Origin of the sequence: Kribbella sp. NBC_01484 (genome assembly GCF_036227145.1) — a bacterium.
Classification (GTDB): domain Bacteria; phylum Actinomycetota; class Actinomycetes; order Propionibacteriales; family Kribbellaceae; genus Kribbella.
Map to the genome: position 1 here is coordinate 6,572,590 of NZ_CP109437.1, position 11,602 is coordinate 6,584,191.

Annotated in this window: 10 protein-coding genes; 7 read left to right on the forward strand and 3 right to left on the reverse strand. The window is 68.9% G+C overall.

Features of this window, described 5'->3' with window-relative positions:
* Window positions 1-200 precede the first annotated feature (200 nt).
* Window positions 201-3,047 (reverse strand): S8 family serine peptidase, encoded by a 2,847-nt coding sequence (locus OG555_RS31965; RefSeq protein WP_329476265.1) that lies wholly within the window; start codon window positions 3,045-3,047, stop codon window positions 201-203.
* A gap of 187 nt (window positions 3,048-3,234) precedes the next feature.
* Here OG555_RS31965 and OG555_RS31970 point away from each other — a divergent pair, with 187 nt between their 5' ends.
* From OG555_RS31970 to OG555_RS31980, 3 genes are all read left to right on the forward strand, one after another.
* Window positions 3,235-3,579: a YciI family protein gene (locus tag OG555_RS31970; RefSeq protein WP_329476266.1), complete on the forward strand. Its 345-nt coding sequence runs from the start codon at window positions 3,235-3,237 to the stop codon at window positions 3,577-3,579.
* 58 nt (window positions 3,580-3,637) lie between these two features.
* Window positions 3,638-4,447, forward strand: coding sequence for a dienelactone hydrolase family protein (locus tag OG555_RS31975; RefSeq protein WP_329476267.1), 810 nt, complete (start codon window positions 3,638-3,640; stop codon window positions 4,445-4,447).
* 257 nt (window positions 4,448-4,704) lie between these two features.
* Window positions 4,705-5,484 carry a hypothetical protein gene (locus tag OG555_RS31980; RefSeq protein WP_329476268.1) on the forward strand — a complete coding sequence of 260 codons (780 nt, stop codon included), beginning with the start codon at window positions 4,705-4,707 and terminating at the stop codon, window positions 5,482-5,484.
* 24 nt (window positions 5,485-5,508) lie between these two features.
* Here the strand turns inward: OG555_RS31980 and OG555_RS31985 are convergent, their stop codons facing one another.
* The gene (locus OG555_RS31985) at window positions 5,509-5,679 is read right to left on the reverse strand and encodes a hypothetical protein (RefSeq protein ID WP_329476269.1); all 171 of its coding nucleotides are present in this window, start codon (window positions 5,677-5,679) and stop codon (window positions 5,509-5,511) included.
* Between the two features lie 234 nt (window positions 5,680-5,913).
* Here OG555_RS31985 and OG555_RS31990 point away from each other — a divergent pair, with 234 nt between their 5' ends.
* Genes OG555_RS31990 through OG555_RS32005 form a run of 4 tightly spaced genes read left to right on the forward strand, consistent with a single transcriptional unit; the run spans window position 5,914 to window position 10,561 of the window.
* Window positions 5,914-7,185, forward strand: coding sequence for an ROK family transcriptional regulator (locus tag OG555_RS31990; RefSeq protein ID WP_329476270.1), 1,272 nt, complete (start codon window positions 5,914-5,916; stop codon window positions 7,183-7,185).
* A gap of 27 nt (window positions 7,186-7,212) precedes the next feature.
* Entirely contained in the window at window positions 7,213-8,376 is a 1,164-nt protein-coding gene (locus OG555_RS31995; protein ID WP_329476271.1) for a Gfo/Idh/MocA family protein, read from the forward strand.
* Window positions 8,373-9,533 (forward strand): xylose isomerase, encoded by a 1,161-nt coding sequence (xylA, locus tag OG555_RS32000; RefSeq protein ID WP_329476272.1) that lies wholly within the window; start codon window positions 8,373-8,375, stop codon window positions 9,531-9,533. Before OG555_RS31995 ends, xylA begins: the two co-directional genes overlap by 4 nt.
* 26 nt (window positions 9,534-9,559) lie before the next feature.
* Complete coding sequence (locus OG555_RS32005) at window positions 9,560-10,561, forward strand: sugar phosphate isomerase/epimerase family protein (protein WP_329476273.1); 1,002 nt, start codon at window positions 9,560-9,562, stop codon at window positions 10,559-10,561.
* 31 nt (window positions 10,562-10,592) lie between these two features.
* Here the strand turns inward: OG555_RS32005 and OG555_RS32010 are convergent, their stop codons facing one another.
* A complete protein-coding gene (locus tag OG555_RS32010) occupies window positions 10,593-11,537 on the reverse strand; it encodes a LysR family transcriptional regulator (protein WP_329476274.1) in 945 nt (314 codons plus the stop codon).
* Between the last annotated feature and the right edge of the window lie 65 nt (window positions 11,538-11,602).

Below are 11,602 nucleotides of genomic sequence, written 5' to 3' on the forward strand. Positions count from 1 at the left end.
AAAATCCTTGCCACGTTGACGATTGGTCAACAGCGGCGGCCTGAACGATACAGGCCTAGTCCGCACGGGCGTCAAGGCAGCGAGACCGAACGGAGACCTGATCTGCAGCTTGCTGCATTTCCTGTAACGCCGATACGGGCCTGACCGATAAGCCGGCACACCCCGGCCAGGAATGGCCGGGGTGTGCGTGGGTCGAGCTGTCAGCTCACCGTGAGGATCTTGTTCACGGTGTACGCCTGGGCGTGGTCGGCGTCGGCCGGGAACCACACGCGGTAGGCGATCTGGCCACGGATGGCCGGCTTGATGCCGAACGCGTAAGCACCGGACGTGCTCAGCTTCACCGAGGCGATCGACGTCCAGACCTTGTTCCCGTACTGCTGCAGGTACACCAGTTTGCCCGAATGCGCCGGTGCGACGTACCCGTTGAACTTCGTCACACCGCCCAGCCGGACCGACGCCGGCGCCAGCGTCGCCGAGATCGTCGGCGCCACCTGCACCGTGACGTCCGCGGTCCGGGTCCCCATCAGGTCACCGTTGCCCGGGAAGGTCAGCATGATCACCGACGACACGGCCGGCTTGTACGCGTAGCTGAGCGTGCCGGTCGACGACGTCTTCAGCGCCGCCAGCAACTTGAACGCCGTCACGTTCTTCGGCCGTACGTAGATGTTGACCGGCAGCCCGGCGTACGCCTTGTTGTCGATACGCAGCGTGCTGCCCTTGATGGTGATCGACCCGCCGTAATTGATCAGCGTCGACGTGACGGCGATCCCCGACTTCATGCCGAGCAGTTGCGTGGTCGCGACCGGGCTGACCTTCCCACCGCGGTCCTTGACCCACGCCGCATAGGTGTACGTCGTCCCCTGCAGCAACCCGGTGTCCTTCACCGCGGACCCGGACCCCGCGTAGACCAGCACCCCGGTGGTGATCGTCGGCGCCTTGCTTCCGGCGTTCCGCCGCAGGATCACCTGATCGAGGTCGGGGGTCGCCGGCACCTTCCACGACAGGTTCGCCGCCAGGTAGGCGCCAGTGGCGTCGAACGTCCCCACCGCCTGCGGTGCGAGGTCGGCCGTGCTGAACACCGTCCTGACCAATGGCAGCCCCGTGCCGTCGGCAGCCTTGAGAGTCTCGCCGATGATCTTGTACGCGGTGTTGTCCAGCAGCGGCGCGGTCGGCGTGATCGTTGCCTTCCGCGTTGCCGCGTCGTACGTGAGGGTTGCCGGAACGACGGCGTCCGTCTTGCCGTTCAGCAGCTTGACCGTGGCCGGGATCACGGTCGCCGGATCCATGTCGCGTGCGAACGTCAGTGTCGGCTTGACGGACACCGCTGCCGACGTCGACAGGTCCGCCGGAGACACGTCACGCACGGGGTACGGCGAGCCCCAGCTGGAGCCACCGGGGCCCTCCGCGCTGACGGTCAACGTGTATGCCCGCGTGTCCCGCGACCCATTGTCGTTGCGCACGGCAATGAACGTGCTGCCGGCCTGCACGCTGACGTTCGCGGTCGCGGTCAGCTGTACGGGCGCGCTGCACCCCGTATCCGGGTCGATCGGCGTCGTCGGGTACGGGTTCACCGCATCGGTGAGCGGGAGCAGGTCGCCGTCGTACACCGCCACCCGTGGCCCGAAGTTCGACGAGAAGGCACAGTTGAACTGCGGCCCGGTCAGAGACACCTTGAGGTTGCGCGCGGCCGCCGAGGTCACCTCGTACCAGTCGACGTCACCCTCGACGCCGATGGTCGAGCTGATCGAGCCGGTGTCGGTCGACACCGGCATCGCCCGCTCAGGCTGATCGTTGCCGTCCGCCGCGTTGACCGGGAAGTCCGTCGTCCACTTGCCGCCGAGAGCGGCGTACGCGTCGAGCATGCCGGCGCCGTAGTACGGGTCGTTCCCGCGTGGTCCGGCGTCCCGTGCCAGAACCTTGAGTCGCTGGGCGACCTGGGCGGGGGTGAACGTCGGCCACTTGTTCTTCACCAGCGCGGCCACACCCGCGACGATCGGCGCCGAGCAGGAGGTGCCGGTGCAGTACCAGTACGGCAGGAAGCCGGGCGGGGTCAGCGACCGCGCGCCGGTGCTGAGGATGTCCCAGCCCGGGGCGGCGATGTCCACCCAGTCGCCGTACGAGCTGAAGTCCGTCAGGACGCCGCCGGCGTTGGTCGCCGCGACGGCGATGACCTCGGGGTAGGCCGCGGGGAACTGGAAGTCCGAGTTGCCCGAGTTGCCGGCCGCCACGACCACCACGACGCCGCCGGCCACGGCCCGCCGCACCGCGTCGTGCAGGACCGGGTTGTCGTCCGGTCCGCCGAGCGACATGTTGATGACCTTGGCGCCGTGGGCGACCGCCCAGTCGATGCCCTCGGCGATGTCGACGTCGTACCCGGTGCCGTTGGCGGCCAGGACCTTGACCGGCATCGCCTTCGTGGACCAGCCGACGCCGGCGACGCCGACGCCGTTGTTGGCGCCGGCAGCGATGATGCCGAGCGTCATGGTGCCGTGGCCGTTGTCGTCGATCGGCCCGCGGTTGGGTGAGGTGGCGTTGTAGCCGGGCACGAGGTGACCGACGAGGTCGGGGTGACCGGCGTCGACGCCGGTGTCCAGGACGGCGACGATCTGGCTGCCGGTCGACTTCGACAGGTCCCAGGCCTGCGGAACCCGAACGGTGTTCAGGTAGGTCTTCTGATCGGTGCTGTAGAACTCGTCGTTCGGGACGGCCGAGATGCTGCGCTTGTAGTTCAGCGAGGCGAGCTCGACCGTCGGGTCGGCCTTCACCTTCTTCAGCAGGTCCGGGGCCGGGAGGTCGCCGGTGAGCTTGACGACATCCGACGAGACGGAGTCCTCGGTAGTGGCGCGGAACTTGGAGACCGCGGCCTTCCTGGCCGAGGACGTCGCCTTCTTCTTGAACTTCACCATCACCGCGTTCGGCTCGAACTCGGTCTTCGCGGCGTTGTGGTGAGCGGTCAAGGGCGGCCGGTACGGGCCTTGGGCCGCGGAACCGGAGGAACTGGTCAGGACGACCAGTCCGCCCGCGACCAGGGCGGCGGGTAAGCCCACGCGTAGCAAGTGGGCGGGGCGGAAGGACAAGGGGACCCCCCCAAGGGTCTCAGAGTGATAGTCGCCCGGAGTATGTCAGAGGTCTGGACCGCTGTGCGTGCCGGACCAGATGTCAAAAGCTGCAATCGTGCAACGACGTCCCGGCTGAGTGCCGACGTACGGCGCTGGACACTACGAAAGGTGATCGATGAAGTACATGTTGCTGATCCGGCCGGATGACGACTACGCCGACGGCGTGCCGGAGGACATGGTCCGGAGGACCGAGGCCTGGGTGGCCGAGGTGACGGCTCGCGGCATCCGTCGCGAGGGCGCCGCCCTCCAGCCGCCGGCCGAGTCGACCGGCGTACGACGCCGCGCGGGCAAAGTGGTGACCACCGACGGCCCGTTCGCCGAGTCCAAGGAGCAGATGGGCGGCTTCGACCTGATCGACTGCCGGGACCTGGACGAGGCGATCGAGATCGCCTCCAAGCACCCGGTCGCCGAGTTCGGCATGGTCGAGATCCGCGCGATCGTCGAGGACCTCCGAGAGTGAGGACCGGCGTCGGCCCGACAACAGCTTGTTGCCGATCGCGCACTCTAAGCTTGCGCTCATGACTGCGGCACCGAGCTCCGACCTGGCCGGCTGGCGGCGGGCGCCGTTCACCGGCGCCGGCCTGACGTTCGACTGCTTCGAGAAGGGTGCAGGCCCGGGGGTCGTGTTGATCCCGGAGATCCCCGGTCTGACGCCCGAGGTGCTGGGTCTCGGCGAGCACCTGGTCGCCGAGGGATTCACCGTGGTGATCCCGTCGCCCTTCGGTACGCCGGGGCGCCCCGAGACCATGGGGTACACGCTGGGCATGGTGGCTCGCCTGTGTGTCTCCAAGGAGTTCCGGTGCTTCGCGGCCAACGCCGAGCGTCCGATCACGAAGTACCTGGGTGCCGTCGCCAACGACCTGGCCGCGCGGACGCCGGGACGCGGGGTCGGCGTGATCGGGATGTGCTTCACCGGTGGGTTCGCGCTCGCCGCGGCGGTCGAGGACGCGGTCAAGGCGCCGGTGCTGAGCCAGCCGTCGACGCCGTTCCCGGTGTCTGCGCGGCTGCGGCGCGATCCGGGTTTGTCCGACGCCGAGCTCGACGTCGTCAAGGAGCGGACCCGCACCGACGGGCTGTGCGTGCTCGGCATGCGGTTCAGCCACGACCGGATGTCGCCGTCCGAGCGGTTCACCACTTTGCGGGCGCAACTCGGTGACGCGTTCGAGGTGATCGAGCTCGACTCCGCGCCTGGCAATCCGGAGCGGTACGGCAGGAGCGCTCACGCAGTGCTCACCCGGGACCTGCGGGAGGACCCGCCGAACACGGCCTTTCACGCCCGCGCCCGGATGGTCGAATTCCTCCGGCAGCACCTCACAGCTACCGGCTGACAGCCGCTGGTGACTGTCAGTGTGGAAATGTTAAAGCAACGTTGAGGATTGCAGAGCGTGTGATTCAGTGGACGCTGCGTGGGGGAGGCTTGCTGTAGCTGGGGTGAATTGTTGCGGAGTGTAAGGGCGGGGGCGCGGTGGGTGACGCGCGGGCATTTCCTCTGGTCTCAAGCGCCGCAGGCATGGCACGATCGGCCACCGGAGGCACTTCAGGGGGCGCGCATGGCGATGGCCAGGCACTTGACGAGTGAGGCTGCATGAACGGGCGGACAGCGCAGGAGAGCCGAGTCCCGGTGAACGGGGCCGCGGCCGCGAACGGGACCAATGGTCACGGTCCGCAACCGGAAGCCCGGCTCGGACAAGTCCCGGCGGACGACCCGGCCGGCGCCGGCTGGCAGGCCGACCAGCAGATCGCCGAGATCCCGGTGGGCGAAGGCGAGGCCCAGGTCAAGGACGCGGGCGAGAAGCAGGCCCAGGACCCAAGCCGGAAGGGTCCGCCGCGCAGCGACTGGACCAAGGAGGTCCGCGACCGCCCGAGGGTGCCGAACGGTACGCTCGGCCAGTTCAACACGCCCGTCCGGGTCGACGAGATCGCCGTCGCCGCGATGGCCCTGTCCGAGAACCTGCAGGCCGCGACCCGTGGCATGCCCGAGACCGTCGAACTGCGGCGGTTCCGCCGCGACCTCGACCAGGCCGCGAGCACCTTCCGCACGATCGCGAGCGAACTGGAGGTCACCGCCGGTCAGCTGATCCGCCTGGCGGCGAACGAAGGCCAGGCCTGCGGTGTCGGCTGGGGTGTCTGTCCCAAGCACGGCCTCACCCTGATGAACGTCGGTGAGACCGTCACGTGCCACATCCTCGGCTGCGAGCACACGAACGAGGGCGCTGTCGAGCGCTGTCAGCACCCCGTCGCGTACCGGGTGGTCGATGCGGCCGGCCCGGCGCTCCTCACCTGCGCCGGCCACGCGATCGCCTGCCGCCTCTACTTGGACAACCCGGTCATCTCCGCCGCCGCGGACAGCATGGAACTGTTCTAGGAGATCCGGCAGGACGTCAGCTGGTCACTCGCGTTCGGCGAGAGCGCGATGAAGTTCGGCGTGTCCGAGGTCCTGGTCCACGCCGGACGCGCCGCCGTAGTCGACGCGTTCGTAGAAGATCACGCCACCCGTGCCCTGGTTCGGCATCGGGACCGTCGGCCGGACCGACGTCACCGGTGCCTGCCCCTTGAACATCCGACCGCCATCGTTGGTCAACCGCAGGTAGTAGTCGGCGGAGCACGCCGTACCGTCCTCGTCCAGCGCGCGGATCCCTGAGCCGGCCAGCGAGCTTCATGGCTGACTCCTGTGGGGGCGGTAGGAAATCTTGAACAGACTCTTGCAAGAAAGCGATCGTCGCAAGCTCTTGACGCCGTTCTCGCGTGAACTTAGTTTGTTGGGGCAACAGACAAAGTCGGGGAGGGGTGGCAGATGACGCTGACCGACGGTCGTCGCCCGGGGAACCGGGGGGTCGCTGCCGATCACGTCTCGCTCCGCCGCAACAACCTGTCGGTGGTCCTGCGGCACGTTCGCGACCTCGGTCCGCGATCGCGCGCCCGGATCGCCGCCGACACCGGCCTGAACAAGGCGACCGTCAGCAGCCTGGTCGCCGAGCTCGTCGAGCGCGGCCTGCTCCGCGAAGGCCCGGCCGACTCCACTCGCGCCCTCGGCCGCCCCGGCCAACTCGTCGAGCTCGACGGCACCGGCGTCTGCGGCGTCGGCGCCGAGATCAACGTCGACTATCTCGCCGTCGCCGCGCTCGACCTGGCCGGCAACGTCGTCCTCGAGAAGCGGATCCCGCTCGACGTCGCCCACCTCGACCCGGGTACGACGCTCGACCGGTTCGCGGGCCTGGTCGGTGAGGCGGTCGCGGCCGTGGATGCACGCGGTGGACAGCTCGCCGGGGTGACGCTCGCCGTGCCCGGTCTGGTCGAAGGCGAGACCGGTGACCTGAAGCTCGCTCCCAACCTGGGGTGGGGTGAGCTCTCGGTCGCTCAGGAGATGCGCGCCCGGCTGGGCGAGCCGACGTACCCGTTGCATGTGGACAACGAGGCGAACCTCGCGGCTCTCGCGGCGTACTCCGAGATCCGGCAGCACGACCAGGTGCACGATCTCGTCCTGCTGACCGGGGCAGTCGGTGTCGGCGGCGGGGTGGTCACCGGAGGGCACCTGCTCCGCGGCGGGCACGGGTTCAGCGGTGAGGTCGGGCACATGCCGGTGGCGCCGCCCGGCCGGGTCTGCGGCTGCGGCCGGACCGGCTGCTGGGAGACCGTCGTCGGGCTGCCCGCACTGTTGCACGAGGCAACGGACGGCGACGATCCGGTCCGCGATCCGTCCCTGGACGTGGAGCAACGGCTGGCCGGCATCGTGCGGCGCGCCGAGGCGGGTGACGCACGGACACTGACCGCGCTGAAGGACGTCGGCACCTGGCTGGGGATCGGGGGAGCGATCCTGGTCAACATCCTGAACCCCGACGTGCTCGTGCTCGGCGGCTACTTCGCGGTGCTCGGACCGTGGCTGCAAGAGCCACTGGAGAAGGCTGTCCGCGACCGCGTGATCGCCCCGGACGGCGGCGGTTGCCGGGTGGTCCGGTCCGAGCTCGGCTTCGCCGCCGCGGTCCGGGGCGGCGCGCAGATCTCGCTCGACCAGGTCTTCGTCGATCCGACCCTGGTCGGCCGCGTGACCACGGGGATGGCCCAATGACCGATTTCGAGAGCTAAGAGGAGAGCAATGACGAACCTGGGCATCGGCCTGATCGGCTACGCGTTCATGGGCGCGGCCCACTCGCAGGCCTGGCGGAGCGCGCCGCGCTTCTTCGACCTGCCGCTGGACCCCGCGATGAACGTGCTCTGCGGCCGCAACGCCGAGGCCGTCCAGGCGGCCGCGACGAAGCTCGGCTGGAAGGAGACCGAGACCGACTGGCGCAAGCTGCTCGGCCGCGACGACATCCAGCTGATCGACGTGTGCACGCCGGGCGACAGTCACGCCGAGATCGCGATCGCGGCGCTGGAGGCGGGCAAGCACGTGCTGTGCGAGAAGCCGCTGGCGAACACGGTCGAGGAGGCCGAGGCGATGACCGCCGCGGCCGAGGCAGCGGCCGCGAACGGGATCAGGTCGATGGTCGGGTTCACCTATCGCCGGGTGCCGGCGATCGGGCTGGCTCGCCAGCTCGTTGCCGAGGGCAAGCTCGGCACCATCCGGCACGTCCGGGCGCAGTACCTGCAGGACTGGATCGCCGACCCGGAGGCGCCGCTGTCGTGGCGGCTGGACAAGGAGAAGGCCGGCTCGGGCGCGCTCGGTGACATCGGCGCGCACATCATCGACATGACGCAGTACATCACCGGAGACACCATCGGCGAGGTGAGCGCCCGGCTCGAGACGTTCGTGAAGGAGCGCCCGGTCGCCGCCGAGCACTCCGGCCTGGCCGGTACGGCGGGCACCGAACGCGGACCGGTCACAGTCGACGACGCGGCCGTGTTCCTGGCCACCTTCCGCTCCGGGGCGCTGGGCGTCTTCGAGGCGACGCGGTTCGCCACCGGCCGCAAGAACGCGATCCGGATCGAGATCAACGGCAGCCTGGGCAGCCTCGCGTTCGACTTCGAGGACATGAACCTCCTGCATTTCTACGACGCCACCGAGGACTCGAGGACAGCCGGCTTCCGCCGCATCCTCGCCACCGAACCCGCCCACCCGTACGTCGCCGCCTGGTGGCCGCCCGGCCACCTGCTCGGTTACGAACACGGGTTCACCCATCAGGTCGTCGACCTGGTCACCGCGATCGCCGAAGGAGCCGATCCGGCACCGTCGTTCGCCGACGGGCTGCAGGTCCAGCGTGTGCTGGCCGCGGTCGAGTCCAGTTCCACGACACGACAATGGCAGGAGATTGCCGAATGAACAGCTACACCCCGACCAAGGACGACAAGTTCTCCTTCGGTCTGTGGACCGTCGGTTGGCAAGGCGTCGACGTCTTCGGTACGGCGGTCCGCCCCGCGATGGACCCGGTCCACGCGGTGGAGAAGCTCGCGGAACTGGGCGCGGCCGCGGTCACGTTCCACGACGACGACGTCGTACCCGACGACGCCACTCGCGGACAGGTGCTCGAGCGGTTCACCAAGGCGCTGGCCGACACCGGCCTGGGCGTCGAGATGATGACCACGAACCTGTTCAGCCACCCCGTCTTCAAGGACGGCGGCCTGACCGCGAACGATCGCCAGGTCCGGCGGTACGCCCTGGCGAAGGTGCTCCGCAATGTCGACCTCGCGGCCGAGCTGGGGGCGGCGACGTACGTGCTCTGGGGTGGGCGTGAGGGCGCCGAGTCCGGCGGTTCGAAGGACGTGCGGGCCGCGCTCGATCGGTACAAGGAGTCGATGGATCTGCTCTGCGCGTACGTGCGGGAGCAGGGCTACAACATCCGCTTCGCGATCGAGCCGAAGCCGAACGAGCCGCGCGGTGACATCCTGCTGCCGTCGATCGGTCACGCGATTGCCTTCATCAACGATCTGGCGGATCCCGAGCTGGTCGGCATCAACCCCGAGGTGGGGCACGAGCAGATGGCCTCGCTGAACTACGCGCACGGCATCGCGCAGGCGTTGTGGCACGGCAAGCTGTACCACATCGACCTGAACGGGCAGCACGGTCCGCGGTTCGACCAGGACCTTCGGTTCGGGGCCGGGAACCTGCGGGAGGCCTTCTGGACGGTCGACGTCCTGCAGGGGTCCGGAAGCTACCCGGCGTACGACGGGCACGTCCACTTCGACTACAAGCCGCCGCGTACCGAGGACGAGGAAGGCGTCTGGGAGACCGCGAAGGCCTGCATGCGGAACTACCTGATCCTGCGCGACAAGGCGCGGGCGTTCCGGGCCGACCCCGAGGTCGCGGAGGCCCTTGCCGCCGCACGCGTCGCGGAGTTGTCCGAGCCCACGCTGGCCGAGGGTGAGACGCTGGCCGACCTCCGCAGCGAGAAGTACGACCGGGAGGCGCTGGCCGACCGCGGTCTCGGTTTCGAGAAGCTGGACCAGCTGGCGATGGAGCACCTGCTCGGTGTCCGCTGACCATGATCGCCTGAGGAGTGGACCAGATGGCTCGACCGATCACGTTGTTCACCGGCCAGTGGGCCGACCTGCCGTTCGAGGAGGTGGCCCGGCTGGCGTCGTCCTGGGGATACGAGGGGCTGGAGATCGCCTGCTGGGGTGACCATCTCGACGTACGGCGTGCCGCCGAGGACGAGGCGTACGTGCGCGACCGCCTCGACATCCTCGAGAAGCACAACCTGAAGGTCTGGACGATCTCGAACCACCTGCTCGGGCAGGCGGTCTGCGACGACCCGATCGACCAGCGGCACCAGGCGATCCTGCCCGCGCACATCTGGGGCGACGGCGAGCCGGAAGGCGTCCGGCAGCGCGCCGCCGAGGAGATGAAGACGACGGCCCGCGCCGCCCGCGCGCTCGGGGTGGACGTGGTCGTCGGCTTCACCGGGTCGTCGATCTGGAAGACGGTCGCGATGTTCCCGCCGGTGCCGCCGGCCATGATCGAGGCCGGGTACCAGGACTTCGCCGACCGGTGGAACCCGATCCTCGACGTGTTCGACGAGGTCGGGGTCCGGTTCGCGCACGAGGTGCACCCGTCGGAGATCGCGTACGACTACTGGTCGACGACGGCGACCCTGGACGCTATCGGTCACCGGCCGGCGTTCGGGCTGAACTGGGACCCGTCGCACTTCGTCTGGCAGGACCTCGACCCGGTCGGTTTCCTGTGGGACTTCAAGGACCGGATCTACCACGTCGACTGCAAGGACGCGAAGCGCCAGGTCGGCAACGGGCGCAACGGCCGGATGGGTTCGCACCTGGCCTGGGGCGACCCGCGCCGCGGCTGGGACTTCGTGTCCACCGGCCACGGCGACGTCCCCTGGGAGGCCTGCTTCCGGATGCTCAACACCATCGGGTACGCCGGCCCGATCTCGGTGGAATGGGAAGACGCCGGGATGGACCGCCTGGTCGGCGCCGCCGAAGCCGTCCAGTTCGTCCGCTCGCTCGCCTTCGACCCACCCACCGCCTCCTTCGACGCGGCCTTCTCGTCCTAGAGCTTGGCGAAGAAGTCCTGGAGGTCCCTGATCACATGGTCGGGGGCTTCCAGGGCGGCGAAGTGGCCGACGCGGTCAGGTGCCGGGCTTGATGCCGCTGAAGAATCGTCAGGCAGCGCTCGAGGACGGCCGACCTGTTGCCGTTGGCGATCGTGATGAAGTGCGTCACGTGGTAGTCGGCCAGCGGCCGGGTGCGTACGCCGACCCGTCGGAGCGAGCGATACGACTGTGCCATCAACGCGGCACCGACCCTGGCCGCGACAAGTGCGAGAATCGCCTGCACCGTGTGAGCGGTCGCAACGCAGTGGGGGACCGCACCGAGGTCTTGGTAGATGGCCATCACCTCGTCATAGGCCTGGGGTGCGGATTCGCGCGGCCACATCACCAGGTCCAAGTTCCTCAGCGCCTCTGATGCGAGCGGCCCGGTGTCGGCCGCCAGCGGAGAGTTGTCGGGAAGGAAGACACTCAACGGCTCCTGCGCCCAGGGGATGCTCAGGAGTTCCGGGGCCCTGATCGGGAGGCGATGCACCGCGAGGTCGAGGTCGCCGGCCTTGATCTCCGCCATCAGCGACATGTCGTCGAAGGACTCCCGCAGTTGCAGTTCGACCTCTGGCAGCTCGCTGCGCAGCCGCGCGATGGCCGGACCCAACGGTCCATTGATGGCAGATCCGACAAAGCCGATCCGCAGGCGTCCGGCGTGCCCGCGGGCGACGGCGCGGACCTCGGCGTCGAGGTTGTCGACACTGCGGAGAATGTCAGCCGCCCGTGCGACGAACACATCCCCGGCGGCGGTCAGGGTGACCCCTCGAGGCGTCCGGTCCAGCAGCGCCACGCCAAGCCGCCGCTCGAGATCGCGAACCTGTCTCGTCAGCGACGGCTGGCTGATGGTGAGCCGCTCCGCCGCCGCGGTGATCGATCCCTCGTCGGCGATCGCGCACACGTACGACAGCAGGCGAAGGGTATAGACGAAAGGCATGGCTCAGATGCTAAGTCATGCCTTTTGCTCGCGAGCCTGTCCGCGGTCCCGCATCCTCGTGACGA

Coding starts and splice junctions, on each gene's coding strand:
- OG555_RS31970 (WP_329476266.1), top strand. CDS start 3,235: ATGAAGTACATGTTGCTGATCCGGCCGGATGACGACTACGCCGACGGC.
- OG555_RS31975 (WP_329476267.1), top strand. CDS start 3,638: ATGACTGCGGCACCGAGCTCCGACCTGGCCGGCTGGCGGCGGGCGCCG.
- OG555_RS31980 (WP_329476268.1), top strand. CDS start 4,705: ATGAACGGGCGGACAGCGCAGGAGAGCCGAGTCCCGGTGAACGGGGCC.
- OG555_RS31985 (WP_329476269.1), bottom strand. CDS start 5,679: ATGTTCAAGGGGCAGGCACCGGTGACGTCGGTCCGGCCGACGGTCCCG.
- OG555_RS31990 (WP_329476270.1), top strand. CDS start 5,914: ATGACGCTGACCGACGGTCGTCGCCCGGGGAACCGGGGGGTCGCTGCC.
- OG555_RS31995 (WP_329476271.1), top strand. CDS start 7,213: ATGACGAACCTGGGCATCGGCCTGATCGGCTACGCGTTCATGGGCGCG.
- xylA (WP_329476272.1), top strand. CDS start 8,373: ATGAACAGCTACACCCCGACCAAGGACGACAAGTTCTCCTTCGGTCTG.
- OG555_RS32005 (WP_329476273.1), top strand. CDS start 9,560: ATGGCTCGACCGATCACGTTGTTCACCGGCCAGTGGGCCGACCTGCCG.
- OG555_RS32010 (WP_329476274.1), bottom strand. CDS start 11,537: ATGCCTTTCGTCTATACCCTTCGCCTGCTGTCGTACGTGTGCGCGATC.